26 protein-coding genes are annotated in these 25,010 nt (G+C 46.4%); 8 read left to right on the plus strand and 18 right to left on the minus strand.

Annotation, left to right across the window (positions count from 1 at the left end):
- Window positions 1-111 precede the first annotated feature (111 nt).
- The 3 genes from RCI_RS17345 to RCI_RS07535 all read left to right on the plus strand — a co-directional run bounded on the left by RCI_RS17345 (window position 112) and on the right by RCI_RS07535 (window position 2,298).
- Window positions 112-318 carry a hypothetical protein gene (locus RCI_RS17345; protein ID WP_231844971.1) on the plus strand — a complete coding sequence of 69 codons (207 nt, stop codon included), beginning with the start codon at window positions 112-114 and terminating at the stop codon, window positions 316-318.
- 54 nt (window positions 319-372) lie between these two features.
- The gene (locus tag RCI_RS17350; protein ID WP_231844983.1) at window positions 373-444 is read left to right on the plus strand and encodes a hypothetical protein; all 72 of its coding nucleotides are present in this window, start codon (window positions 373-375) and stop codon (window positions 442-444) included.
- 468 nt (window positions 445-912) lie between these two features.
- A complete protein-coding gene (locus RCI_RS07535) occupies window positions 913-2,298 on the plus strand; it encodes a lipopolysaccharide biosynthesis protein (protein WP_012035820.1) in 1,386 nt (461 codons plus the stop codon).
- A gap of 393 nt (window positions 2,299-2,691) precedes the next feature.
- Here the strand turns inward: RCI_RS07535 and RCI_RS17570 are convergent, their stop codons facing one another.
- From RCI_RS17570 to RCI_RS07555, 4 genes are all read right to left on the minus strand, one after another.
- Window positions 2,692-4,944: a DUF2206 domain-containing protein gene (locus RCI_RS17570; protein ID WP_048198244.1), complete on the minus strand. Its 2,253-nt coding sequence runs from the start codon at window positions 4,942-4,944 to the stop codon at window positions 2,692-2,694.
- Between the two features lie 40 nt (window positions 4,945-4,984).
- Window positions 4,985-6,052, minus strand: coding sequence for a glycosyltransferase family 4 protein (locus RCI_RS07545; RefSeq protein WP_052309928.1), 1,068 nt, complete (start codon window positions 6,050-6,052; stop codon window positions 4,985-4,987).
- Between the two features lie 333 nt (window positions 6,053-6,385).
- Window positions 6,386-7,465, minus strand: a complete 1,080-nt coding sequence (locus RCI_RS07550; protein WP_012035824.1) for a glycosyltransferase family 1 protein — start codon at window positions 7,463-7,465, stop codon at window positions 6,386-6,388.
- A gap of 54 nt (window positions 7,466-7,519) precedes the next feature.
- Window positions 7,520-8,113, minus strand: a complete 594-nt coding sequence (locus tag RCI_RS07555; protein WP_012035825.1) for a glycosyltransferase — start codon at window positions 8,111-8,113, stop codon at window positions 7,520-7,522.
- A gap of 150 nt (window positions 8,114-8,263) precedes the next feature.
- Between RCI_RS07555 and RCI_RS07560 the strand changes: the two genes are divergently transcribed.
- Window positions 8,264-9,472 (plus strand): ISL3-like element ISArch13 family transposase, encoded by a 1,209-nt coding sequence (locus RCI_RS07560; RefSeq protein WP_012035826.1) that lies wholly within the window; start codon window positions 8,264-8,266, stop codon window positions 9,470-9,472.
- On the opposite strand, the gene RCI_RS16225 is transcribed toward RCI_RS07560, so the two are convergent.
- The 4 genes from RCI_RS16225 to RCI_RS17490 all read right to left on the minus strand — a co-directional run bounded on the left by RCI_RS16225 (window position 9,435) and on the right by RCI_RS17490 (window position 14,800).
- Window positions 9,435-10,046 carry a glycosyl transferase gene (locus RCI_RS16225; protein ID WP_012035827.1) on the minus strand — a complete coding sequence of 204 codons (612 nt, stop codon included), beginning with the start codon at window positions 10,044-10,046 and terminating at the stop codon, window positions 9,435-9,437. The two genes, RCI_RS07560 and RCI_RS16225, sit on opposite strands and share 38 nt — an antisense overlap.
- A 29-nt stretch (window positions 10,047-10,075) precedes the next feature.
- Window positions 10,076-10,951 carry a glycosyltransferase family 2 protein gene (locus tag RCI_RS07565; protein WP_052310018.1) on the minus strand — a complete coding sequence of 292 codons (876 nt, stop codon included), beginning with the start codon at window positions 10,949-10,951 and terminating at the stop codon, window positions 10,076-10,078.
- An 849-nt stretch (window positions 10,952-11,800) separates the two neighbouring features.
- Window positions 11,801-12,787: a ParB/RepB/Spo0J family partition protein gene (locus RCI_RS07570; RefSeq protein WP_048199107.1), complete on the minus strand. Its 987-nt coding sequence runs from the start codon at window positions 12,785-12,787 to the stop codon at window positions 11,801-11,803.
- Between the two features lie 1,506 nt (window positions 12,788-14,293).
- Window positions 14,294-14,800, minus strand: a complete 507-nt coding sequence (locus RCI_RS17490) for a hypothetical protein (RefSeq protein ID WP_012035831.1) — start codon at window positions 14,798-14,800, stop codon at window positions 14,294-14,296.
- 893 nt (window positions 14,801-15,693) lie between these two features.
- Here RCI_RS17490 and RCI_RS07580 point away from each other — a divergent pair.
- Window positions 15,694-16,059, plus strand: a complete 366-nt coding sequence (locus tag RCI_RS07580; RefSeq protein WP_048198247.1) for a hypothetical protein — start codon at window positions 15,694-15,696, stop codon at window positions 16,057-16,059.
- 18 nt (window positions 16,060-16,077) lie between these two features.
- The gene (locus RCI_RS07585) at window positions 16,078-16,344 is read left to right on the plus strand and encodes a hypothetical protein (protein ID WP_012035834.1); all 267 of its coding nucleotides are present in this window, start codon (window positions 16,078-16,080) and stop codon (window positions 16,342-16,344) included.
- Between the two features lie 45 nt (window positions 16,345-16,389).
- On the opposite strand, the gene RCI_RS16985 is transcribed toward RCI_RS07585, so the two are convergent.
- On the minus strand, window positions 16,390-16,560 hold the full coding sequence (locus RCI_RS16985; RefSeq protein WP_158308890.1) for a hypothetical protein: 171 nt from the start codon (window positions 16,558-16,560) through the stop codon (window positions 16,390-16,392).
- A 132-nt stretch (window positions 16,561-16,692) separates the two neighbouring features.
- Here RCI_RS16985 and RCI_RS07590 point away from each other — a divergent pair, with 132 nt between their 5' ends.
- The gene (locus RCI_RS07590) at window positions 16,693-17,259 is read left to right on the plus strand and encodes a metal-dependent hydrolase (protein WP_012035835.1); all 567 of its coding nucleotides are present in this window, start codon (window positions 16,693-16,695) and stop codon (window positions 17,257-17,259) included.
- A gap of 482 nt (window positions 17,260-17,741) precedes the next feature.
- On the opposite strand, the gene RCI_RS07595 is transcribed toward RCI_RS07590, so the two are convergent.
- Both RCI_RS07595 and RCI_RS07600 read right to left on the minus strand, forming a co-directional pair.
- Window positions 17,742-18,071: a nucleotidyltransferase domain-containing protein gene (locus RCI_RS07595; RefSeq protein ID WP_052309929.1), complete on the minus strand. Its 330-nt coding sequence runs from the start codon at window positions 18,069-18,071 to the stop codon at window positions 17,742-17,744.
- Entirely contained in the window at window positions 18,032-18,427 is a 396-nt protein-coding gene (locus RCI_RS07600) for a HEPN domain-containing protein (RefSeq protein ID WP_012035837.1), read from the minus strand. The genes RCI_RS07595 and RCI_RS07600 overlap by 40 nt, the downstream gene beginning before the upstream one ends.
- Before the next feature lie 143 nt (window positions 18,428-18,570).
- On the opposite strand from RCI_RS07600, the gene RCI_RS07605 reads away from it, so the two are divergent.
- Complete coding sequence (locus RCI_RS07605) at window positions 18,571-19,500, plus strand: GDP-mannose 4,6-dehydratase (RefSeq protein ID WP_012035838.1); 930 nt, start codon at window positions 18,571-18,573, stop codon at window positions 19,498-19,500.
- 12 nt (window positions 19,501-19,512) lie between these two features.
- On the opposite strand, the gene RCI_RS07610 is transcribed toward RCI_RS07605, so the two are convergent.
- The 7 genes from RCI_RS07610 to RCI_RS07640 form a co-directional block, all read right to left on the minus strand.
- Entirely contained in the window at window positions 19,513-19,800 is a 288-nt protein-coding gene (locus RCI_RS07610; protein ID WP_012035839.1) for a hypothetical protein, read from the minus strand.
- 4 nt (window positions 19,801-19,804) lie between these two features.
- Window positions 19,805-20,611 carry a nucleotidyl transferase AbiEii/AbiGii toxin family protein gene (locus tag RCI_RS07615; RefSeq protein WP_012035840.1) on the minus strand — a complete coding sequence of 269 codons (807 nt, stop codon included), beginning with the start codon at window positions 20,609-20,611 and terminating at the stop codon, window positions 19,805-19,807.
- Window positions 20,604-21,395 carry a type IV toxin-antitoxin system AbiEi family antitoxin domain-containing protein gene (locus tag RCI_RS07620; protein WP_012035841.1) on the minus strand — a complete coding sequence of 264 codons (792 nt, stop codon included), beginning with the start codon at window positions 21,393-21,395 and terminating at the stop codon, window positions 20,604-20,606. The genes RCI_RS07615 and RCI_RS07620 overlap by 8 nt, the downstream gene beginning before the upstream one ends.
- A 299-nt stretch (window positions 21,396-21,694) precedes the next feature.
- A complete protein-coding gene (locus RCI_RS16670; RefSeq protein ID WP_148266571.1) occupies window positions 21,695-22,228 on the minus strand; it encodes a hypothetical protein in 534 nt (177 codons plus the stop codon).
- Window positions 22,229-22,679: 451 nt separating this feature from the next.
- Window positions 22,680-22,823, minus strand: coding sequence for a hypothetical protein (locus tag RCI_RS16990; protein WP_158308891.1), 144 nt, complete (start codon window positions 22,821-22,823; stop codon window positions 22,680-22,682).
- 177 nt (window positions 22,824-23,000) lie between these two features.
- On the minus strand, window positions 23,001-23,873 hold the full coding sequence (locus RCI_RS07635) for a hypothetical protein (protein ID WP_012035843.1): 873 nt from the start codon (window positions 23,871-23,873) through the stop codon (window positions 23,001-23,003).
- A gap of 16 nt (window positions 23,874-23,889) precedes the next feature.
- Window positions 23,890-24,978, minus strand: coding sequence for a hypothetical protein (locus tag RCI_RS07640; RefSeq protein WP_012035844.1), 1,089 nt, complete (start codon window positions 24,976-24,978; stop codon window positions 23,890-23,892).
- Window positions 24,979-25,010: the final 32 nt, after the last annotated feature.

Consider the following 25,010-nt stretch of genomic DNA (forward strand, 5'->3'; position numbering starts at 1 on the left):
AAAGGTTACGGATTGATAGATCGGCATACACTAACTACATTAAAAAATCAGGATATTACCAAAAGCCGGGAACTCAGGATCTATTTGTTTATCGTTAGTCTGCTGGATGGGATGAGACGATGGTTTGGAGAGGAGGATAAAGCTGTCGGTGGGGCATGGGTAGAGGATTTCGATTGCCGTGGTAAGATACTTTCTGACGTGCCACTCATGATGCTGGAAGTGGTTGACTGGCAGTGTTTCCAGTACTTGGATAAGGATAATAAAATTGGTAGGCCTCCCAGTACAGCCGAAATGATCCTGTTGTTGCTTGAAGTATGATCATATCAATGAGGAATGTATTACGGGTACAAAATCCACTTATTCTACGATCTAATGACACTGGCGCCGATCTGCATCGTCGTCACTCCAGCAAGCATGCACGACACCACAAACTACTGCCCTTGATCATGAAAACGGGAAGAGAATCCTCCCGATTAAGGGGTTGTTAGGTAATATTGCCTATGACTCAAAAGAGCACATGGAATGCGTATACTCAATCAGCATACCTTTGATCAATTGTATTAATCGACGGAGCACTAAGAATATGTTTCAGATGTACAGCATTTAGGAGTATATTCCATCCAGAATATAACTCTGAATAAATTATATAAAATAGGATGCATTGCGAGTACATATATTACCTATTGAAAGAGCAACTCACCCTAAACCGAGGAAAAACTACCAGAATCTTTAGAATTAGAGTGAATATCAGACTTACGGCGATAGAACGATGGATACAGACCCCCCACTATGTTAGATAAGGGGCAAGCCCCAGGACCATGATCATCGGATGACTTATGCAAAAGCCTCTGAACATATAACAATATAACGATAAATTGAAGTGGGTATAAAATAGTAAGTAACAACACAGTCATGTTAAGTACATTTAATATATTATTAATTAAAGATTTACTAAATAAATATAGTAGGTTTATAGAAGACATAATTATATCAATGATCCCCAGATCATTGGCAATGGGAATTGGACTGATCACATCAGTGATGATAGCAAGAGGATTGGGGCCAGAAGACATAGGGAATTATGCAATTATTCTAAGCATATCTAGTTTAGTAGTAGTATTATCAGATATGGGCATAAATCAAACTGCTGTAAGATATGCATCAATTGCTTTGTCCAATAACGATATTGAAAAACACCATATGGCATTAAGATGGGCTTTTCGTTTGAGAATGATTACGGCAATAGTCGTTACTATTTTATTTATAATCGTATCAAAATATATATTGAGTAATATATGGCATGCAGAATATCTATGGAAACTAACAATAATTAGTCTGATTACTAGCGTATTTTCTATTATGGCATTTGTGCCACAAATATATTTTCAATCGCAAAAAAAATTTCGGATGTATGCATTAATAGCAACTACTCAAACGATTATAATATTTTGCGGTATTTTGTTATTATCTATATTTAATTATTGGTCATTAACAATAGTAGTAGTGATAAATTTCGTTGCCACATTTATAGGGACTGTATTATCATTTATAGTAATACCAAATAGTGTTTTATTTTCGTCAACAGATTTCAAAAACATTACAATTAGAAATTTCTATTGTAAAGTTTTAAAAGCACCTAAACTTTACAACAATAAACACCAATTTATGAATCCTGATTCATTTCTATTTTTTATAATAATATCAACAATAATTTTAGCTATCACCCAGAAGCTGGATATATGGATAATGGGCTATTTCGTCGATAAAATTCAAATAGGTATTTATTATATTGCTACTTCAGTCACGTTACCATTATCTGTAGTTTTATGGGGTACGTTAATAGTCGTATTACCACATACATCTACAGCTCTTTCATACGAAGAGTCAATGAATAAATTGAAGAAAATATCACAGTTAAGCATAATACTTGTAGTATTCGGGATCATGTATTCAATATTTATACCCATATTAATTCCATTTATTTTTGGTGAAAAATATATTGACGGAGTCTTAATTGCTCAGATCCTATGTTTTGGATATTGTATATATATGCTTACGAACCCATTACAGATGATAGGGTATAATTTTGGATTGATTAAGTATTACTGGCTAATAAACCTGGCACAACTATTAATAATTATTGTTATAAACATTGTCTTTCTACCAGAGATAGGGATTTTTGCATCAGCAATTGCAATTGTATTGAGCAATACTATAGGCCTGATAGTTAGCTTAGCTTTATTAATACTGGTAATAAAAAAATCTCCAATGTTAAAATCGAATTATATAGATCAATAACACATTAGATAGGGAGACCTCTAAAAAGGGTCTTCCGAGTTCAAACTCGGGGTTACTGGAGGGTATGCGACTTTTGCTTAAGTCGAAAACATGTATATGGGCTTGCAGCCATGTCATTTTTTGCCTAGTAAAAACGTTGGTTTGGGCTATCAGATGCCAGTTTCTTGCTTCGATTGCCATGTAAAATACTTTCTGACGTACACCCCATGATTCGATAGAGGCACTCCAACAATGATCATCGGATGACTTATGCAATAGCCTCATACGGTATTATAAAACGCTAACGAAACCCTTAACGGAACATTTATGGGTCCCAATCCAATATTACATAGGCAATGGAAGTATGAAATGATATTTACTAGAATTTACCACTTTTTTTATGTATGAAAATAATTAGATATTGTAGTAGATAACTGACCCGCCGTTATCATATATCTCATTAATTAATGCCAAATTATTTAAGCTAGTATAAATTAAATTTTTTATCCGATGTTGAGGATATGGATCAATATACACTAACTGTTTATTTATATTATATGATCCAAGATATGTATAATAAGTACCACTTTGATTTAACGAAAGTACATAAATATTAGCATCAGACCAGTTATAGCTAGTAATTCCACCAGAAGTGTAATCCCATCTCCCGTTTTTCCCAGAAATTAGTAACGATCGGTAATAATCACTATAAACTGGAATGTAACCACTGTAGATTGTTGGATCGGTCATCCAGTTTGCAGACTCTAACTCAAGATCGTTGTATAGAGGGTAATCTGGCACACCACCTAATGCCATAGATGAAGGATGATCATTTAATATTTGAAATATTACGCCAGAATTAAATAATAAGTACACACATAAAAATAATGATATGATACCGTAAGTAAAGGATAAATTAGAACGAAAAGGAGATTTAACAATCCTTGCATAGACTTTGGGAATTGATTCCAAAGCAAAGATAAAGCCAATTATATAAACTGGTGACACAAAAAACTGCATGATGTGGTAAATGCGCGTAGTATTCAGTGCACTAGCGAAATAGGGTAAAACAATACTCCCCACAAGCACCATTACAGCAACTCCGCACATAATGAGTTGCATGATCGAATAATTATACATATTTTTACGAGCAAATGTTTTATATGACAAATACAGAAGGCCCAAAACGATGCATACCTGATTGAAATAGTATATATAAGTATAGAGGAGATGCATTTGCGATACCGGAACTTTCTGAATTATCGCCAATCCCTGCGACGCAGTAGGATTTAGCGACTCTGTGAACATGCTACTGATAACCTGGTATATGACTGATGACACGGAATAAAAGGCTGTAGATGAAGTTATAGCGATGTACCATGACAACGCGATGAAAATAAAAATGCATATATGTAAAAAATTCAACCGTATCGGGGTAACCGGAATAATAACCTTATCAGTATTAATATAACGTGCAACCAGATTTATAAAAGTAAAAAGAACGTAGGATAATGCGATTAATCCAATAACCATATACGTTAAACCGTAATGCGATATGATTATGCCACAGCTAAACACAGAAAACAAAATGCCCCATGTTCGTCCGGGTAAGTTATTATTTAAGAGCAGCAACAGGAGCAAAGTAAGAAAGAGTTCGGCGATTTCCTGTCGGCACAACTGGATCATTTCCTTATAAAATATTAGAGTTGTGATGAAAAAGATCACCGAAAGGACTGCTACTTTGGGATTTGTTAATTTTTTAAAAACTAGATACATGACTATGGGTACAAGAGCGAAAAAAAACTGGTAAATGATTTTGAAGACCCACTCCATACTTAAACCGGATATGATCGAATAGACCGGTCCGAGGATGACTATACTTAGCATTGCATTGACATTGGTGGGTATCGAAGAGTTCCAGAAACCGCTGTCAACTACAAGTTTAGAGACATAGTATTCCTGTTGAACGTCCCAGCCCCAAACATAGTTCGATATCAGCGAGTTATGGAAAAGTAAGGAGAGGGCCATGATAAAGACGAGGTAGGGATAAATCCATTCCGGGAAGATGTTTTTTACTGTAACCAAAGCGATGACCAATGAAACGAGTATCAATAAAATATATAGGAGTATATTTGTCTCATAATAATTCATAGTAAATGTCGCAATTACAGCTAAAATAGGTAAAAGTGATATCAGCAGTAACATTTTGATGTGGCTACGAGTATATGAAAAGGAAACTTGATTGCTGAAATCATTATCGTAATGGTGACAAATCAGACAGAGGACTACAGTCAAAGACGAAAGGGCTGATAAGATAAAAAATTCCGAGATCGGCCGGTGTATACCGATAATAGGTAGACTGATATTAAGTAAGAATCCAGTTATCATTATAGCCATCAAGCTAAGGCCTATTGAGTACAGTAAAAATTCTAAAAAGCCTTGCTTATCCAGTCTAAGTATTTTTCCGATCAGGAATCCGGGGACGAACGTCAGGAAAATGAAGCTGATCACGCCCCTCAGAACCGATACGGTGATGCCTTCAGCATCTAAGTATAGTACTGATATTAACACCGCGTTCAGTATTAGCGAGTAAACGATGTACTTATGAACTTTTTGGCCTCGATATTCGAAATAGGAAGACACACTCGGTTTCTCCGTTGTAGGCATACTCGATGCAAATTGCCTGTTATATATAGTGCAATCTAAATTACAGTAGCTGCTTATAAATATTGATGGTCCTTATGGCAATCTTATCCCATGACAATTCTTCCTTCATCTTATGATAAGCGTTTGTCCCCAACTCTTTAGCTAGCTGCTTATCTTTTAATAATCGCAGTATGGCAACTGCAAGCGCCTTTTCATCTTTGGGTGGAACTAGTATGCCTGTGATGCCGTTATCGACAACCTCAGGTATCGAGCCGACATTTGTAGCGATTACCGGTTTGCTGAAAGCGTAGGCGATTGGTATGATCCCCGTTTGGGAAGCTTCGATATAAGGTAAGACTACAATATCAGCCATAGAAAAGTATGATGGTACGTCCTTATCTTCGATAAAATAGTTGTGAATATCCAAGTTCTCGGCTTTGAAACTCTGGACGAGGTCTCGATATTCGTCCATGTTTCCTTTACCTGCCACGATCAGTTTGACATCGGGATGCTCCTGGATGACTAATTTTAGCGATTCCAGTAGATAGTTTAAGCCTTTGTATTTTAAGATCCGGCCAAAGAATAATAATGTATCCCTATTCTCAACGCTGGAATTCTTCTCTACCGAATAATTAAGGAAGAACGAATAGTCGCCGTGAGGTAGAATGAAGATCTTACTTTCATCAAATCCCTTTTCTACTAGTCTGTCCTTTAAGTTTTTTCCGTGGGTGATTAGTAAATCGCCCAGTTTCAGGTATTGATCCAGCACAAATTTATAAAAGAAGTTGTCTGTTCCCTGATGAGCATCTACATCGTGTGCGGTAACTACTATTCGATATTTTTTAAAAAAGGGTACCAACAGTATGAGGATGAAGTGAAAAGACGTAAAATGGATTATATCTGGGTTAAAACTTTTAACAATTTTCCTGATTTCCAGCACATTTGCCACTAATTCAGTTTTTTTCCAAGATATTTCATGAATTGTAATATTTGAGTATAATGACTTTTTATCTCCTAGGTTACCGATAATTAAAGCTTTTTCGTGTTCCTCCGGTATATTGTTTACAAGCTGGGTCGAATAATGTAACATCCCACCGGTAGGACTTGGATTGATATACAAAATTTTCATAGGAGAAGCGCCTTGACAGTTATACACTTAGATTATGTTTTACTATTTATAGGTAGGCCTAGCAAAAGTATCATAAAATATATGGTTATCTATTCAAAGTGTTTTGATGCTTAGTATAAACACTGAATAGTCTATTGTCTCTGCAGATACGAATAGTTTTGTTGAATAGTCCATGACGATAACCGGTAATTAACTGAGCGCATCTCAACGTTTTTGTATATTTTTCATCAATCCATTTGCGCCAAGGCTATCAGCCTAAAATTTACAGCAAAATTGAGACACCCAGGTTATAACAACATCATTCGTAGTAGATATGAAGTATTTATGCATATATTATTTATTTGATAAAATTAAATTATAAAAATCAATATATTGTTTCCCATTATGGTTTATTTGTAAAGATTCAACTTTCATTTTATATTTATCATATTCAGATAGCACCATAATTGTTTTATTTAATAGGTCCAAATTATTTCTGTTTTTAAATATAATTGTACCCGCCGGTCTTGAAACACAATCGCTTGCAATTGTCGGAATTTTAAAAAACAAAGACTCCCATATTGAAACTGCATCCCCATCGGAATTGGTAGGTCTGACAAATATATGACTTTTTAACAGTATGGGATAGAACGGGTATGGCCCTATTAAAAATAAAAAATTGTTTTCAATACCCTGTAACCTTGATTTTAACTTTTCAAAATAATCCACATTATTCAACTTCGCCAATGAGAAGATAAATCCAATATTTGGATAAGATTCAATTAAGCTTTTACATAACTCTACACACATGTCAATTCCATATAAATCCTCTTCAAAATAAAATGAAATTGAACTTGCATTAGCAGAAATTATGGGGTGATGGCTATTAATGAAATCCCATACATGAGAAGGAACTAGTTCTATGTCTGAGGAATTAATGACAGGGGGGAAAAATGGCGATATGATTTTGACATTCTCAGAATTAACATTTAAAGATACCAACCTATCTTTAATATCTTGGTTCACAACAATAAAATAAGGGGTTAACCTTAAAAATAATTTAGCTACAATCCTAGTTAAGTTATTATAAAATAATAAATTATTTCTCATGCTATGATAAGTAATAAGGAATGTTTTTCCATTTATAAATGAAATAAATCTAAAAAATATTATAGCTAAGCTATTACTTAACGTCATGCCCGCAGCATGATAATTAATAATATCCCCATTAAGTAAAAAGCAAGAAGGTAGGTTGTGTTTGATATCAATTATATTTTTACGTTTTACTGTACCATTAAAATCATAGACGATACATGTATAGCCATTGTCTTCTAAATACGTCTGCAGTCTTTGAATATGGACTTGTATTCCACCGTATGGTGGTGGATAGTGGCCAATTAGATCAATTTTTTTTAATCGTTTATCCTCGGCCATATCGTTATTTACCTCTTAGCATCATAATATAAAAGTATATTTTTACTTAATACCTCAGGGTCTTAATAAAAGATCGATGGACTTGTTTAGCTCCTCTGCGATTACTTTGCGATCATAATATTTTTCTACATATTTTCGCCCATTTTCACCCATCTGTTTTAAAAGATCCTTATTTTTAATAAGATCAACGATCACTCTGGATATTATTTTAGGATCATTTTTAACAATTATTCCCGCCCCAGATTTATTTGCTATCTGTTCGATTTCATTTCGTCCACAACCCAAGAATGGGACACCGCATGCCATATATTCATAAGCTTTTATTGGCACGATATACTCGAGACTTTCAAGGTCTTTTAAAGGAGCTACTCCTAAAAGTGACTCTGATATCAATTTTGGGACTTCTGCCCTTGGAAGGTATCCCGTAAATTCAACAAGATCGTTCAGGCAATTATCATCAACAAATTTCATGAGTTCCGCTTTTTTATCTCCTGCACCCACGATCAACAGTTTTAAGTTTTTTGATTTATTGATCTCTTTTAACGATAGAATAATTTGTTCCAAGCAATATGCGTGGCCCACATTCCCCACAAAAATGATCTGCTGTTTTTTCTCGCATGACACCGGATAGAATAATCTAATATCCACACCGTTTGATATTAAGAGGAACTTTTCTTTATCTATATGTGGGTACCTTTTTGAAATTTTTGGCTCTTCTCCGATTGTCGGGTGAGGAACTGCTAGTTGTAATGGGTGATTTTAAGCCACCGCTTGCCCTTGTAATGTTGGCACAATATCATGGGTAAGCGGTGTAAATACTCGTTAGTATTCAAGAGCCAGTTTAATTTTAAGGGATTTAAGATTGCTGGTATCAGTCATGATGATGAACGGCTTCTTGTCGAGTTAGAGAGATCAGGGAGGCCTTCTCTGTGTCCTCGTTGTGGCAGGCGTGTTAAACGTGTTGAGGATGAGTATGTCCGAGTGGTCAGGGACCTGGATTTGGGGTGTCTGCGTTGTTATGTGCAGTTCCCTCAATACAAGATCTTTTGCCGGTGTGGCCACAGGGGTCATGAGAAACTGGAGTTTGTAAGGGAGTACTCGAGATGCACGAAGAGACTGGAAAAGCATGTCTCGGTTCTCTGTAAGCATATGAGCATTAAAGAAGCCGCCCAGGTCGTAGGGTTAGACTGGAAGACTGTGAAGAGTATTGATAAGAATACGATGAGAGAATCCCTTGTCCCGTTGGATTCCAGTAATCCCCGGGTGATCGGCGTGGATGAGATCGCTTATGAGAAAGGCCATAAATACCTCACAGTAGTCCGGGATGTTGAAAAGGGCTGTGTTCTCTGGACGGGCATTGGGAGAAAAGAGGTGACACTCGACCTGTTCTTCGCCATTCTAGGATACGAGAAAAGCATGAACGTTAAAGCGGTGGTCATGGATATGTGGGATCCATATATTGCCAGCGTCCGTAAAAACACGAGGGCGGAGATCGTGTTCGATAAGTTCCATATCGCTAAGAAAGCAGGGGAATGCATAGACAGTATCCGTAGACGAGAATTCAGGGGTGCAGGCAAAGCTGAACGAAAACACTGGAAGGATAAACGGTTTCTCATCCTCAGCAGAGAGAAGAACCTCCCCAGTGAAAAGAGGGAGACTCTTCAGGAACTATTGGAGCTGAACCAACCCTTGTACAAGGCATACCTGTTGAAAGAACAACTCCTGGACATCCTGGACGCCCGATATCAGAACCATGCAATGCTCCGGTTGCAGACATGGAAAGAGAACGTGGAGAGTAGCGGATTGGAGGAGTTCCAAGCTCTGGTAAGGACATTGGATCGTTACATGTACGGTGTGACCGCCCTCTTCAAACATCATATCACTAATGCCGGTAGCGAAGGTTTCAACACCAAGATCAATATCATCAAAAGAAGAAGTTACGGCCTCCAGGACCTGGAGTATTTTATGCTTAAAATATTAACAATCTGCCGGAAACCCTCATCCTAAAAATGGAGAAGAGCCAAATTTTTTCTTCTATAACGTTGGTAGTTACACAAATCTTATCCGATTTTTCGTAGCATACTTTCTCGAATTTTCTGCTCATCTTCTCATTAATACTCCCTTCCTTTAGGAATCCTAGTCCAATCGCTGCGTCGATCCATAGATCCCTCACGTCTACAATCCAAGGTTTTTTTAATAATTGTTTACAGATTAATCCCGGAAGGTTCACAAATATCGGTGGCGTGGAGGTCAGGATAAGATCAAATTTCTTAGAATTTATCAGAGACCATATGGTCGCATGCAATGAAAATAACAGGTAATAAGACATCCGGCTGAGAAATCCAGGATCGCTCGATTTTGGTTGCCAGGTCCATAAATTAACCACTTTGATGGAGTTGATCACTACTGATTCTGACACCTTCCATTTTCTTTTAAACGTTCCAATAGGGATGGTTGGGTGCGGACTTAAGATCGTTACGTCCAAATTGTCACTCAGATATTTTACCATATCAGATATTCTAAAAGCATTTGCTTCTGGTGGATATTGCTGAGTAACAATTAAAATTTTTTTTCTATCCATGCTAATACCGACGTATAAACAATAACTACTTAATTACTTGTTTTAACACTTTGAATTGAAGATAGTGTCAGACCGGTAAATACTGCGAAGGTTCCGATTATTATCCCAAGCATACCGACCATCGTATACCCAATTGCAAAGCTGTGGGTATCGTTGAAAATTGTTAACACTAGGAACAGTAATCCCATTCCTATAACCATCGCGATCGCTCCGGGTAGGCAGAAGAATAATAATGGCCGCTTCTGGGATATTAACTTAATAATTGAAGCAAGCACACTCATCCCATGCGCCACAGGATTATACGTCGACCCAGCCACATCATACCTAACATCAATCTGAACTTCCTTGATCCTCAGATTAGCCCTGGCAGCGTCCATCAGCATCTCGCTCTCAATCGCCATCCCTTTCGACTGAAACGTAAAAGCCCCAAACGTATTCTTATGGAATGCCCTGAACCCGTTCTGGCTATCCGTAATCCCCGAGCTCCCGCCTGCTGTAGTAGCAATAGTCAGAACTTCCTGCCCCACACGCCTGTACTTCGGCACGTTGTGCCCGCCCTTGACCAGGAATCTGGAGCCGTTGACCATGTCGGCCTCGCCATTGATGATGGGCTCGATGAGCCGGGGGATCTCATCCGGGTTGTGCTGGCCGTCGCCATCGATCAATACGAGAATGTCTGCACCTACCTTTGCGGCGTACTCGAAGGCGTGCCTGATCCCGGCACCCTTGCCCTGATTCTTCTCGTGAACCAGGACCTCGGCGCCTGCCATGCGGGCGACCTCAGCAGTCCTGTCCCTGGAGCCGTCGTCGATGACGACCACACGATCCGCGTGCTGTAGAGACTTCAGAACGACGCTGCCGATGGCGACCTCTTCGTTGTAGCACGGGATGGCCACGATCACCATGGGCTTACCGGCCTCGAGCGTGCTCTCCGACACCTCGACAACCCTCGGCCGGGCCTGTCGGACGTGGGCTCCACCCCTGGTAGATGATAAGTAAGATTCCCCTTCAATACTATTTGGTATGGCCACAGATGCCATGGCTATATACCCCCCGGTAATAGCTATCTGGATTTTTCCCGGATCGTTTTTATATTGGGCCTTTAATCCTCTAAATCCTATGAAGGGTAATCTATATTAAAGCTTATGGTTTCTTGTGGTAAAGATATATTATTAGCAATTAAATTGGCTCAATATTCCAAAAAACGGCCGCTCTGCGCTTTTGGGAATTGGAGAAACCAGTCAGCGCAAGCCTGGAGGATTGCCTTCAGAGGCCAGATTATGAGGCCGAAGAGGCACAGAGAGGCGAATTTTCTACTTTTTAAAAATTGGTCCGGATAATAATTTGGTTATGCTCGCTATTTCGCCGGGTGTTGAGGAAAGGGAGGGGTTGGAGGTCTGGAGGTAGTCCAGGGAGGTACCGGAGTTCGGGGAGGAACTAAAAAGGGAGGACACGAGGTATAGAGGTCAGAGAGGGCCGGACAATATCACACCTACACTTGCTATGAGACCACCCCTCGATCAAGAAATCCTCCCAGACCTCCTTACCTCCAGACCTCCCTTTTAAAAAACCCTCCCAGACCTCCCCCTACCTCCCAGAACTACCTCCAGACCTCCAGGCACTCCACGGACTCAACACTTGACAGTGTCGCCAGGCAGGAGTAAGAACCGGTTCAATACACATAAGTAGATGCGAGAATAGCACCCTCCAGCCCTCGATAGTGATTAGTTAAAAAGAGATATATAGCCTGGATCTCACCCTGCTTCGGCCTCGACGCTGCCAGCCTCGCCGGCCTTGATCTCGGCATAAAGCGAAGTCAGCTTCTCAATCAGAGACTCCAGGACGGGTATGACCTGTTCCCTCTCCCCAGGGCCGGAGGTCTTCGCGACCACAGCCAGGCGATCGAGGTTCCTGTTGATCTTCTTCAAATAACCCTTCAGCTCGCGGTGAGTCAGCGGCTCCATCCGGGCAGGCTCGTTCGAAGCATACGTCTCCATGAGCCCTTTCACATCTGATGCCAGCTTCATGACCTCCGCATCCCGCTTGACGGACCGGAGGTACTCGAGCGCCTCTTTCTTGTCCATCTCCCGGGCCCGTATCGTATCATAGGCGGGCCTCTGCAGCTCTCCGGGCAGCCGGGCGATCTCCTCGATGATGTTGATGTTCATCTCGTAGAGCAGATCGGCCGACTCTTCCTCTGAAAATTTACTCCGAATACATTCCGCCGCGTTCCAATCGCTGATGATGATATCCTGCAGTTCAGTGGTAAGCCGTTTTGCAAGCCCTACTTTGGCCGAAACGTAGTGCGGAGTCTTGCCTATGATTTCAGCGATCTCGTTGTACTTGTAGCCGTACTTTTCCTTCAGCTCGACGAACGCGTGGCCCAGCTCGATATCGTTGATGTCTTCCCGCTGGACGTTTGCTATAATCCGCTTGAACCGGGCATCCGCCTCAGTTTCGTCGGCGTCGATGATCACGTCCCGGCCCACGATGAGCTCGGGCACCTCCAGTTCCTTGAGCGCCTGCAGCCTCCGCTGGCCGTCGATGACGGTGTAGCCCTCCGAAGAGGAAGGCGAAGAAGAGGTTTTTCGCACGATGATGGGCTGCAGCAGGCCCACGTCAGAGATTGTGTTCTTCAGCTGAGAGATGTCAGTCTGAGTCTTGCGAAGGTGATCCCCGTCGAAATATACCCGGTCGATCGGGATCGTCAGATGTCTCTGCTCACCCTTGTTTTTCCTCATTACTATATACCCCATATAAACCAAATGATTGGTTGTACACAATACCTTATAGCGCTTCTGACTTAAGCTTTTCCATACGTGGCGCTTTTTCTAAAATATTCGTTAAAAAGCCTGCATTTGTGAAATAAGTGTGAAATAAATCTGAATAAACTTGCTTTGAACTATTTATCTGTATAATTGCATTTAAAGATTAATGGTAGTATGATTGGGTCATACTATAACGAGGGATATAAAAATGAGCCCGGCGCATGGCCAACGATGCGATGACGATCGCTGCACTGCGCTTGAACACAGATTGCCTGTATCCCCGCGCTTGTTTGGCTTGTGATTACTGACCTGTCCGGTGCTCTGCCCTTGTATGGGCTTGCGTTGGTAGCACAAAAACTCCTGGATGAAAATGGTTTTTCAAGTAGTGGGGGATGAAAAATCTGGGAACAGAGAAAACGCCAAAACGCCATACTATGAAGTGATTGGCGTCCTATGAAAAACTTGTTGTTTCGGCGAGGGTTGCAAGGGCGCCAAGCACTCGCCTTATGAGAAATGGGATATTCAGGTAGAGGCTATGAAAAATTGAAAGTTGGCCCTGTGTGAGTCTAAAATACCGCCAAGGCCGCCAAGGAGCCAAGCACGCCAAGACCCAGATTTTTCATGGAACGCCAAGGGCTTTTTCTATCGGAACCTCGCCGATCACTATAATTATAGCTTGGCGTTCCATGAAAAATCTGGGTCAGGGAGGTGTTGAGAGGCCAGGGAGGAGGTCGGAGAGGTTCACGGAGTTCAGAGAGAACTTTCAAGCCGGGAGGTCAGGGAGGTCATGGAGATCAGAGAGGAGGTTATGTAAGTACCCGGAGGTCAGAGAGAATATCTTTAAAAAATCCTCCCAAACCTTTCCACACTCCCCAACCTCCTCTCAGACCTCTCCACCCTCCCCAACCTCCCAGCCTGAAAATCCTCCTAGACCTCCCGGGAACTCCCCAACCTCCAGGAGTTTTTCATCGGCTTTACTTGAAAAACCAGTTTTCATGAGGCGAGTGCTTGGCCTCTTGGCGTGCTTGGCGGCTTTACTAGCGCAGAAACTGAGAACCGCCAGTTTTTCATCACTTAAGCCTGATCAAGGCTCCGATCATCACCTGACTTTTGGCGCAATCTGGCGGTTTGGCGTTTTATCCCCATCCAGACGTACTCCACATGATGATTTTCATGCGACTATATGATGTGTTTACCTATCCAGCATCTGTCCCAAAAGGTTTCAAGAATAACCCCAGCCAGGATACCGGTCAACGATGACAACGGCTTCTTCAACTGTGTTTTAGTTTGGTGTCTTCGAGCATTCGAGGAACTTGTTCGTGTTTTAAAGCCGTGCCCTTCGTGCATTATGTCAATTAATAGTGCATTCGTGCAGTTCGGGACTTAGCCGTGCACCTTTGCGAACTAAGAACAAGGCGGCCAGGCGCCGACGATATCTGCATTTTTCATGGAACGCTCTGGCCATCGTAAGCGGAAGATCTACCGGCCCCTGATGAAGGTCACGAGCTGGCTGAGCCACTGGAACAGCGCCGGCTGGGTGTTCTGGTCTGCTGCGTCGTCCGTGGCAGGCTCGGTTTCCTCGTCAGCAGGCTCTGCGACTGTGGTAGCCTCAGGCTGCTGTAAAGCCCTCGGGTGAGCAATGGTGGCCTCTGTGCTCGCCCGCAGATCGACGGGAGCCGGGGTGGCGCTGGGCACAGGCGTCGGTGTCGGGCGCTGGTAGAACATGTCCATGCTGACCGTGGCTACGCCCGGAGCAGGCGCGGCAGGCTGCGATTCTTCAACTGATGCCGGCGCAGGTGCAGGTGCCGGTGCCGGTGTCGTGTCTGCAGGAGGTGTCGGGATGGGCAGTGGCGGCAGTTCAGGCGGAAGCGGAGGCGGAGCCAGCCCGCCCGGCGCGGCAGCTGCCACTGCAGGGATCAGGACCGCCCCGCAGAGCAGCACAAGTAGTGCGACGAATGCGATTTTGAGTGATCTGTTAAAAGACATAGTAAACCCCTTCTGGCGCCCGTTTCTCTGGCGCCTGTCGTACAATTAATTCTACTTTTAGTGGAATTAATATAAAGCTTTTGTAATTATATAGTATTTTTAATTTTGAAAGCAAAAGTAACCGTATTTTCTGATTATAAGATAGATTTGATGAAATTAGCGACCGATTGTAGCGGAGGACCGGCGATATGAGTATAACAGGTGCTTTCAGTGGCCTTGTTTACAGTACTGAGCGGGCAAGCGAGGAGTTCCCGGAGGTTCCGGAAGGTCAGCTAAAAGGTTGGGGAGGTTCCGAGAAGCATAGGAGGATTTCCAAACCGGGAGGATAGAGAGGTAAGAAGGTCATAGAGGATTAAGATTTATAGTCGCATGAAAAATTGAAAGTTGGCCCTGTGTGAGTCGAAAATACCGCCAGGCCCGCCAAGGGGCCAGGCACGCCAAGAGCTAATTTTTCATGGAACGCCAAGAAGCCAGGTACGCCAGGGACTCTTTCGATCGGAACCACACCTATCATAAAAAATAATACTTGGCGTACCTGGCTTCTTGGCGTGCCTGGCGGCTTTACCAGCTCAGAAACTATGAACTGCCACTTATTCATCACTTATGCTTGATCAAGGCTTCCGATCATCACATGACTCTTAGCGCCTTTGCGAATTAAAACCGAGGCCTCCCGGGGCCGAGCCAGTTCAATTTTTCGTACCCCCTGCTTGAAAACCCCTCAATAGCGACCGGGTCCATCCGAGGAATGGCGCATCGTCAGTACCATTGAACTATTGTCTGGCGCTTATTCTCTTACTGCAATTGCATAATAAGTAGAAAACATATTTATTTCCAAATTTTCAATATTTGATTAATTTGAGCATAAAAAATTGCTCGGGTCCTGTGAGCAGGTAGTGGGGGGAATCGGAGACTACGTCATGGGCTTTGATTTACGCCCCAGATTCGGGGCTAAAGCGCTAATAGTAGGCATTATCTGCGGGATTGCAGGCGTACTGGTAGATATCGATCACATTCCACTTTACATCTTCAACATGAGGATAGGGCCGGTGTTCCTGATCCCCGGGTTCTTCGACGGGCCGAGGTTCGCGGGTGTGGGAAGATCCTTGCACGCGCTGGTGCTTTACCTCAGCCTCGCGACGTCTACAGTGATCGCCGGGCTGCTGCTGCAGTACAGCATCAGAAGTACCGTAAAGGCGACTGCGAAGAGCGCGGTCAGGTTTATCCAGAAGGCCGTCGGCCGGGCGCCGGCGGCGGAGTGATAGTTTCAGAGGTCAGATATGATGGCAGTGACGCTGGAGTACATCCTGATGTGCGAACTGGGGCATTTCCTCCTCGCCTTCGTCTCGGGGCTGGCGACGTGGCTGCTGATAACGGCGGCCTATAACTGGCTGTATTCCACAGTGCAGCTAACCCAGACAGACACCAGCCCGGGCCCGGTCACCCGGGCCATCATGAGCCATTCGGGGACTCTGATCCTGCTGATGGCCGTGTCTGTGGGCGTGTTATCGCATGTGCTGGAAGATTACTACTTCAGCATTGTGTAAACGTAGACAACGCGGTCGACGGAGGTTTTTCGGGCTTGTCCGGCATCAGCCGGATGCGGAGGCGGCAGGGCAATGGACGCCTACGAAGTGGCGTCGCTTAGGGCTTGCGAAGGAGGGTCGACTGGCGCAGCCGAAGGCGCAGCCAGGTCGTACCTCCGAGGGTGCGAGCCCGGCCCTGACGTAGGAGCACCCGAAAAACCGTAGTAGGCCGACCATCAGGTCGGCCGTCGACCCGCGTTACAGTATTATTTTAAGAACTGATACCGACCCGCGCTGGAGTCATCTGGCAGTATTCGATATACGGCTGACAGAAAAACTAATTATACCATCCATAACTTTTTCAAGAACATGTTATTCTTCGGCCACATCGGGCTCACTCTGCTGGTCGTCTTCCTCGTCGCCCTCGCTCTTAAGATCGGCGTAGACTACCGGCTCGTCATCGTAGGCTCCCTGTTGCCGGACATCATCGACAAGCCCCTCGGCGAGTATATCTTCCACAGCGTGTTCAACAATGGCCGCATCTTCAGCCATACGCTGCTCTTCATCGCCGTCCTGGCCATTATAGCCCTGCTCGTCGCCCGGAAGTACAGGTACTGGGGCGTCGGAGTCCTGACAGTCAGCGCTGCCTTTCACCAGGTGGAGGACCAGATGTGGAACGCTGCAGGGACCTGGTTCTGGCCGCTGTTCGGGTGGGGCTTCCCCGAGTACGAGAGGGGAGATTACATCCTCTACCTCCTGAACAACCTGATCTCAAGGCCAGACGTGTTCCTCCCCGAGATCGCCGGGCTCCTCGCCCTGGGCTGGTTCGTCCTCAGGTTTAAGCTCTACAAGCCGGAGAATGCCAGAGCATTTGTTTTAACTGGAAGACTGCCGATGCCGGTTTCTGTTAAGCCCGTTGTGATGGTAAAACAGTAATAGCCCTGATTATCGGAAACCGGTGACCAACAGTTATAGTCCTGTGAAAAATGTGTTATATCGGCTATGGTTATAGGGCTGCCGGGCTCGCCAGGGGCTTTCCGATCGGGATCAAGACGAATAGCTAAATACGGCCTGGTGAGCATGGCACTCTGGCGTTCCATGAACAATTTATCTCTTGACGAGCTTGCAGGCTGTCCCATAATTCGTTTTCGTTATACAATAAGGAAGTTCGCCCGCCAGGACGCCTGCAATTGCAGGCGTCCGATGCGGGCGATGCGATGACGATCGCTGCGCTGTGCCAGGACACTATGGATTATGAGGCAGCCTGCTTGGCTCCTTGGCGGTCCTGGCGGTATTTTCGACCTATGCAGGGCCAACTTTCATTATCAGAGAGGAGTATAGTGAGGAACCGGAGGCCTTGGGGGGGACTTGAATGACGAATATCTAAAAAGATAGAATAGGGGAAAGTCGAGACATTATCACGCCTTCAGCTCTACGCCTTCCCTGATGGCCTCGTTCACGATGCCGATTAGTTTCTTTTTATCTTCGAATTCAGCCGGCGTATAGCAAATGGGCTCCAGCGTAACAAGGCCAGTCCATAGAAGAGACACATCCATTATCCTTTTCAGCCAGTTCATCCCCTCGAATTTACTGCTGACGATGAGGATGTCGACATCGCTGTCTACCAGATGATCTCCCCTGGCCCTGCTTCCGAACAGTATAATTTTTTCCGGATCGTACTTATCAGCGACGGCCGCCACGAAGAGGTCTATCCACTCTGTGACTTTTCGATCTGTGATGCGACCCATTCGATCACCTCGCTGCTCTTTTCCAGAATTTCCCCTGCTATTGTCTCGTCATAGAGTTCGTATGGCACCCCATATGCGGCGTCAGGGTAGCGGGTGGTGACAAATACTGGAGTCATCTGTCGCAGGAAGGAAAAGAAACCTTCAGGCATCTCGACTTCGGTGGCCAGGTAGATCAGAGAGTGGGTAGCTCCCGGCGAAGCCCGTCTTTTCTCTATGTACAGTGCTTTCAGGCTTTTTTCGACAGCCTGGTGGCAGAAAAAAGCGCAAGCGTAATAGTCTTCAGAACTCTTACAGTGGCGAGCCGTATCCAGGTCCTTTTTCGCCTGTTTCCACCACTGTTCGACTTCTTTCCTCATGTGTGACGTGACCCAGTTAATATTTAGTGTTCGTTTTATTAATGGTTTTGCACAGGCCAGATCTCCAGTACCTCCTTTTACTCAGCTTATTCATGCGATGAATAAATCAGGTTATATATACCTCTTAAGCAATAATAACCCACATGCAAGCGGGACGGTACTTAGTCACAGGCGGCCTGGGCCAGGTAGGCTCGTACATCACTGAATCCCTTTTAACATCAGGAGCAGAAGTCGTCATCCTGGACGACCTGTCCTCGAACGGCAGGGACAGCATCCCGGGCTCGAGGCTGGTTAAAGGCGACATCCGGGACAGGGCCCTTGTGAAGGACCTCGTGAAAGACGTCGATGCGATCGTCCACTGTGCAGCCCAGATCTTCGTCGCCCGCTCCGTCGAGGATCCGTCCTTCGACGCCGACAACAACATCTTCGGCACCATCAACCTGCTCGACGCTGCCCGAAACGCTAACATCAGACGTTTCGTCTACTTCAGTTCCGCCGCCGTCTATGGCGATCCTCTTCGCCTCCCGGTTGACGAGGAACATCCCCAGAACCCGATGTCCCCGTATGGCGTCAGCAAGCTCTCGGGCGAGAAGTACGCTCTCGCCTTCCAGAAGATCTATGGTGTTCATACAACTGCGATCCGGCCGTTCAACATCTACAGCCCCCGGCAGGATCCGTCCAACCCTTACAGCGGGGTCATCTCGAAGTTCATCGATCGCGCCAGCCAGGGACAGCCCCCGATCATCTTCGGCGACGGCACTGCGACCAGGGACTTCGTCTCCGTGCACGACGTGGTGCAGATGGTCATGCTCATGCTGGAAAAAGAGGCTGCCGTCGGCAAGGTCTTCAACTGCGGCACCGGCCATTCCACCACCATTGGCCAGCTCGCCCGGACCATTATCAGCCTGTATGGCAACGAAAAGTTAGAGCCCGAGTTGCACGCCGAGAGGCCGGGGGATATCAAGTATAGCTATGCGGACATTTCCAGAGCCAGAGAGCTGCTCGGGTATAAGCCTGAGGTAGTGCTTGAAAATGGGCTCCGGGAGATCGTCGAGAGTAAAAATATGGATTAGCGATTTTGGTACTTACTTTATTGCGAGATCGTCTCTGAGCAGGTACTTCTTAGCAATCTCAGGATCCCATATCCAGACGACGTATCCGTTCTTATCCATCGCGATCTTATTTGACTCCAGAAGATAGTCGATGATATTACAATATGTCTGGTACATCATCTTTTTCGGGAGGTTCTGCCAGAGTGCTTTTTTCTTGTACTTCCCACTATTTTCTTTAATAAATGCCTCGACCATCCTGATCGTGCTCAGGTTAGGCTGGTACTTATTATCGGGGGTAGTCACATCATGAATTCCTGGCATTATCTCAGCCCTCGTGGGATGTATTCTCGTCAGACATACGTTCGATCTTTTGCCCCAGCGTAGCGATGAAGATCTTCCAGTCAGGTCGAAGGCGTGCCGGGATAAAGTGGTTAGTAGAGTTGCCGACGTAAAAGGAATTTTTCTTCGCGTCCTGCAGCTTTTGCGCCAGGCGATCGTAAAAGCCTTCTTTCTCTACTTTGTAATGCTCTCGGGCTAAGTCCAGGGCCAGATTCAGTTTGTCCCAGGAGTAGTCCAGGTCGAGACTGTAAAACAAGTCATAGATGTCCTTTCCTTCAGTCCGGTTGTGCAGGGCGATCAATTTTTTCGCTATCAGGTCCTCGAGCGAGTATGTTTTAAATAGCGTGGTATGAGCCTCTATGAAGGGCGATTTAACGAGAACATCTTCAGTTCGCAGCGATTTGACGTTATTCAGGTAAAACTCAATTTTTATCTGGTCTCGCTCGCCGAACTCGTTCATGTAGCCGCAGTCGAACCTGATGGTCCGGTGCATGATTCGAGGCCCGGAGATGTTGAACCCGTTTAGGCCGTATATGCCGGTCTTAATCCGGGCGATCATCTCGTCGAGGCTTCCGTGGGAGATATAATCCAGGTCGATATCCTCGGAGAACCTGCTGACGCCATTCTTCGCCAGGTACACCCGGTTCAGTGCTGTCCCTCCCTTGAATATCGCATCCGGGAATAGCGGTCTCAGTTGTTCGAGTGCCAGAGACACTTTCTCATCCTTGGACAGGTATTTGAGCCCGAGCCCGGTCTTCAGGGCTGCATATCGTAATAGCTCTTCGTCAGCCATAGTTCCACCATGACAGAATATTCTCTCTCCCCAGGTTATCCTGTAGCATCCATTCCCGGCTGTAGGTCTCTTTTCCGCCTCCAGATGGCAAGAGCCGGGTATTGTTCTTGATCCTGCTCCTGAAATACTCTAGCGCCTGATCGGGCACGATGTAAGTTTCCCGGTTGAGCATGTCTAAAACATACCCTGTCCGCTGGCACAGGGCATCAGAGGCCATATCGAAGTACCCGACAAACTCCCTCCAGTCCAGGCCTTTCGATTCGTACATAGCTTTCGTGATCGTCGAATAGCCTCCGCTATACTGAGGCTTGTAGAAACAGTCGAAGAAAGTCTTGGCCAGCGTCGATGTGTAGATGCCTTTATAATAGCTCATCCCTGTCGCCCGCTTTCCCATGGCTACTGCTTTGAAGACATATTCGCCGATCTGTTTCTCCCGGGACATGTTGCTCGTGACTATGAAAATGGTAAATGGCTCGTAGTCAAGGAGGTCGTAGATCCTGAGAGCGGATGAAAAACCGATATAGCCTTTGTATAGCGTTAAAGCGACTCTGTACGGGTCTTTCATGACAGGCACGTCCGACGGCTTATTCTGTACAAGGTAGAGACTTTTCTGTAGTCGGTATAGATATCCCTTAGATGCGAGGTTCGCACAGGTTTTATTGATTTTATATTCGCTCATGCCGGGCAATAGATCGACAATCTCCGCTACCGAGATAAGATCATATGAAGAGATGGCGTTGAAGACGAGTTGCTCTTGTGCTGTTAAATAGATATTTTTATACACTTAATACCGCATATGAGTATTATCATTATAAATTTTTCTATAAGCTTGTATATGAGTATTCAGAAAGCAGATCAAAATCATTGCTGTTGGCATAGATCAAGCGTGTCTCCTTAAACCTCCTGACCTCCTTAAACCTCCTTTTTTAAACCCTCCTTTAACCTCCGTATATCTCCTTTAACCCGCCTCCTATCCTCCAGACCCTCCTTGATACTCTGCATTTGCTGGTTCACATAAACCCAAAAAGTTTGGCCTCGTTCCAGGACCCGCTGACAAGGCCAAAAGATCAATTCTCAGCGATCTTATCTCCTGCGCCTGATCATCCGGTAAACCCCGAATACCACAAAGATCACGCCCACCAAGGCGATCGAGCCAGGAATGAGCCACTGAGACGGAGACGAGCGCTCAACCGTCACCTGCATTGCGTCAGTACTATTATTCACTTCGGGCACCATTGCCGGCACCGGCGTCGAGGTCACGATCACAACCCCCGGCATGCTCGTAGGTCCGGGCACAGGCGTCGGCGACGGCACTTCGGTCACCCTCACCAGCCCGGGAATGCTCTCCGGCGGCCCGCTTTCGATCGCGGGCGCTGCCGTAGCCTGCGGGGTGGGCGTGAGCGCAGGCGTGGAGGTAGGCTGGAGCGATTGCGATGGGAGGAAGGTCGGCACAGCCGGGACCGACGGTATGGCATTCGGCATGCCCGGCGGCAGTGACAGGGCTGGAAGTGCGTCCATGCTGGAGCTGACGTTTTCTCCCGTCAGGGCGATCAGAAGCAGGCAGGCAGCTACCAGGCCTGAAAGCGTGACAAAGGTAGCGGTGGGTATTTTGAACATGGCGTGGCCTCTTTTTGATCGGCTGCTGTAGTAAGGCAGCCAGTGAAACCAAATATAATAAAACAAATATATATAATATGACAGGAAATTTATCCGATAAAATGGCGTGCCCCTGATCGTTGAGCCAATAATTTGTCTTAAAATACGAATAAACAACGAATGACGGCGACGTGAAGCATTAAAGCTCTGGCCCCGGCATTACACGGGCATAACCCGCTGAAAGCCGCTATTATCGACGCTTAGTTTAAAATCCCTGTGCGCGAGATTAACTATTGCTTCTGAAGCGGCTCGAGTTTCGACTCCACCATTGGCGGGCGGCGCTTTGCCGCCCCCATCCCCATTTAACTGGCATTGAGTTTTCTGGGATTTCTTAGGTTATTGACGGTAAGGCAGGAATATGGCGTATGATCGATTCGATGACAGTCTTCTTAATCCTTTCAAGCGAGGCGGCTCACTTCCTTTTTGGATCCTTCTCTGCCTTGGCGGCGGGGTTGCCGGCGTACTGGTTGACGCAGACCACATTCCGGACTGGATCCTCGGATACTCCCCGGACTTCTACCCGGTCAACGTCCTTGGCTTTGGCTATGGCCGCCATCTCCATTCTGCTTTTTTCCTGGTCGGCCTCGGTGGTCTCGCATGTGCTGGAGGACTTCTTCTTGTCAGTATTCTGATGGCCAGGGTAAAGCTGAAGTAGAGTGAAATTAAAAAAGTTAAGAGGTTATCCGCCCGCCCTTCGGCGAAGCCGGATAACCGGGCCCCTGTTCGGGCGGTCTTATTTCTTGTTCGCCAGGTACATGTACCCGAGCGCGACCAGGAGGCCGAGGATCAGTCCTAAGATGAGCACGCCGATCGTGGCGAACACGTTGCTTCCCTCGGTGTCAGCGCTGGCGGTGCCGGTCGGGCTGGGCGCAGCGGTCGGGGTTACCGTGGGCTCCGGCAGTACTTCTACGCTCTTGCCGAGCAGGCTGTATATGCCGGTGTCCGCCGGGGAGCCGGGCTCGTACCACAGGAGTGTCGAGAACGTGACCGTTCCGTCGCCGTTATCCCGGGCTGCCGGGTAGACGATGTCGCGCGAGGTGTCGTTCTTCAGCAGGTAGTACGGGGCTGCGGTGTCTGTGCCGTTCAGGGCTTCTGCCGGGGCGGTGACGTACAGGTTGACAGTGCCGGCTTTCAGCTTCCAGTTGCCGCTTTTGGAGTACCGGGTGATGTTGAAGGCTGCCAGGCTGGTGTACTCGTCAGAGTCCAGGAGCTTTCCGGCACCGGGGGCTGCCGCGAGGATGTCCATCTGGGGGGCCTGGGGCACTGCGTCCAGGTCGGCGGTCATCCTTACAGTATAGTTGTAGCTGCCGATCGGCACGATCCTCTCCACCCATAGCTTGAGGCTGTCGGGCGAGTTCGCGGTGATGTTGCCGATCAGGATTCCGTCGGTGGTCTTGATGTCGACGACGTATTTCTGGAACGTGACGGGGCCGGGCCCGGAGGGGCCTCCTCCGCCGCCGGACGGAGTGGGCGTGGGGGTACCGAGCGGGGGCAGGGAGGGCGGCATTGGCGGCATCGGCAGATCGGAGCTGGCGATGGGTGCCGTGACCGCCAGGCAGACTGCTATAGCCAGAGCGATGCATATGATGCGTATTGCTGATCTCATTTTTCAGTCTCCCGTTTTACTTGAAGACCCAGTAGCCGTAGCCGGGGCTGAAGGTGTCGAACTGGTTGACGTAGCCAGTGATGGTGGTCCAGTAGTACCAGTTGCCGCCGCGGTATTCCCAGATCAGTTCCGCTGCCGGGTACAGCGAGCTGATGCTGCCCGAGGTAGTCTTCGGGTAGCCGACCAGGTTCCAGCCGGACTGGAGCTCGTTGTAGCTCAGCGGAGTCGCTTCCTCGCCTGACACTGTGACCGACATCGGTTCGTAGCAGTAGATGTAGTAGCCTTTCCTGGGGTTCAGCGAGCTGAACTGGTTGGTGTAGCCGGGCTCAGTGGTCCAGTACTTCCAGTCGCCGCCGCTGTAGTCCCAGATGACGTAGATGTTGGCCCGCTGCTCCGGGGTGAAGAGGTCCGTGATCTCAGTCGACGCGGGGTTCACCGGCAGCGAGAACAGGTTCCAGCCCTGGTTCAGGTTGATGGTGGCGGTCTTGCTGAGCTCGGGCGGCTGGGGAGGCGGAGTGATGCCGAGGTAGATGTTCGCTACCTCTACGCCGCTCTGCCTGAGAACGTACAGGCCCGCGGGGAGCCCTGCGGTGCTGAGAGATACCGTGTACGAGCCGGAACTGTCGGTGCGTACGTAAGAAGTGACTTTCACGTTCAGGTTTACCGTGGACGTGCCGGGGGCTGCGTCGCCGTGGACTCTGACATCGTAATCTCCTTCAGGGATGCTGATCGGGGAGGTGAAGCTGCTGGAGGCTCCGCCTAAGTCGGGCGACCAGAGGCCCAGAGTCATCGATCCCCTGCCGGACACGTAGAGCGTGTTTACCGGGTTGCCGCTGACCGTGAAGGAGTTCTGATAGTCGGGTATATGGATACCGTAAAACGTCTGTGAATACTTATTGTCGCTTACGCCGACGGAAATGATCGTCGACAGCTCGACAGGTATGTCGGAGTCGGCCGGGCCCGATCCAGTGTAGGTGATCGTGTCGCCCGGAGTGCCGGTCAGAATTTTCACACTCGATGCAGTTGTGGCTGTGGGTACAGCCAGTATGGATATTATTAGCAGTACTATTGCCGATATCGCAAGGCTGCGCTTTGTTCTTAGCATAATATGCACCCCAAACTATTATCGTAACCCTT

Origin of the sequence: Methanocella arvoryzae MRE50, assembly GCF_000063445.1 — an archaeon.
Classification (GTDB): domain Archaea; phylum Halobacteriota; class Methanocellia; order Methanocellales; family Methanocellaceae; genus Methanocella_A; species Methanocella_A arvoryzae.

Excerpts from the sequence above, each read along its gene's own strand:
- RCI_RS17345 (WP_231844971.1), top strand. The coding sequence starts at position 112 with ATGAGACGATGGTTTGGAGAGGAGGATAAAGCTGTCGGTGGGGCATGG.
- RCI_RS07535 (WP_012035820.1), top strand. The coding sequence starts at position 913 with ATGTTAAGTACATTTAATATATTATTAATTAAAGATTTACTAAATAAA.
- RCI_RS17570 (WP_048198244.1), bottom strand. The coding sequence starts at position 4,944 with ATGCCTACAACGGAGAAACCGAGTGTGTCTTCCTATTTCGAATATCGA.
- RCI_RS07545 (WP_052309928.1), bottom strand. The coding sequence starts at position 6,052 with ATGAAAATTTTGTATATCAATCCAAGTCCTACCGGTGGGATGTTACAT.
- RCI_RS07550 (WP_012035824.1), bottom strand. The coding sequence starts at position 7,465 with ATGGCCGAGGATAAACGATTAAAAAAAATTGATCTAATTGGCCACTAT.
- RCI_RS07560 (WP_012035826.1), top strand. The coding sequence starts at position 8,264 with ATGGGTAAGCGGTGTAAATACTCGTTAGTATTCAAGAGCCAGTTTAAT.
- RCI_RS16225 (WP_012035827.1), bottom strand. The coding sequence starts at position 10,046 with ATGGATAGAAAAAAAATTTTAATTGTTACTCAGCAATATCCACCAGAA.
- RCI_RS07565 (WP_052310018.1), bottom strand. The coding sequence starts at position 10,951 with ATGGTGATCGTGGCCATCCCGTGCTACAACGAAGAGGTCGCCATCGGC.
- RCI_RS07570 (WP_048199107.1), bottom strand. The coding sequence starts at position 12,787 with ATGAGGAAAAACAAGGGTGAGCAGAGACATCTGACGATCCCGATCGAC.
- RCI_RS17490 (WP_012035831.1), bottom strand. The coding sequence starts at position 14,800 with ATGTCTTTTAACAGATCACTCAAAATCGCATTCGTCGCACTACTTGTG.
- RCI_RS07585 (WP_012035834.1), top strand. The coding sequence starts at position 16,078 with ATGATGGCAGTGACGCTGGAGTACATCCTGATGTGCGAACTGGGGCAT.
- RCI_RS16985 (WP_158308890.1), bottom strand. The coding sequence starts at position 16,560 with ATGGTCGGCCTACTACGGTTTTTCGGGTGCTCCTACGTCAGGGCCGGG.
- RCI_RS07590 (WP_012035835.1), top strand. The coding sequence starts at position 16,693 with ATGTTATTCTTCGGCCACATCGGGCTCACTCTGCTGGTCGTCTTCCTC.
- RCI_RS07595 (WP_052309929.1), bottom strand. The coding sequence starts at position 18,071 with ATGGGTCGCATCACAGATCGAAAAGTCACAGAGTGGATAGACCTCTTC.
- RCI_RS07600 (WP_012035837.1), bottom strand. The coding sequence starts at position 18,427 with ATGAGGAAAGAAGTCGAACAGTGGTGGAAACAGGCGAAAAAGGACCTG.
- RCI_RS07605 (WP_012035838.1), top strand. The coding sequence starts at position 18,571 with ATGCAAGCGGGACGGTACTTAGTCACAGGCGGCCTGGGCCAGGTAGGC.
- RCI_RS07610 (WP_012035839.1), bottom strand. The coding sequence starts at position 19,800 with ATGCCAGGAATTCATGATGTGACTACCCCCGATAATAAGTACCAGCCT.
- RCI_RS07615 (WP_012035840.1), bottom strand. The coding sequence starts at position 20,611 with ATGGCTGACGAAGAGCTATTACGATATGCAGCCCTGAAGACCGGGCTC.
- RCI_RS16670 (WP_148266571.1), bottom strand. The coding sequence starts at position 22,228 with ATGTTCAAAATACCCACCGCTACCTTTGTCACGCTTTCAGGCCTGGTA.
- RCI_RS16990 (WP_158308891.1), bottom strand. The coding sequence starts at position 22,823 with ATGGCGGCCATAGCCAAAGCCAAGGACGTTGACCGGGTAGAAGTCCGG.
- RCI_RS07635 (WP_012035843.1), bottom strand. The coding sequence starts at position 23,873 with ATGAGATCAGCAATACGCATCATATGCATCGCTCTGGCTATAGCAGTC.
- RCI_RS07640 (WP_012035844.1), bottom strand. The coding sequence starts at position 24,978 with ATGCTAAGAACAAAGCGCAGCCTTGCGATATCGGCAATAGTACTGCTA.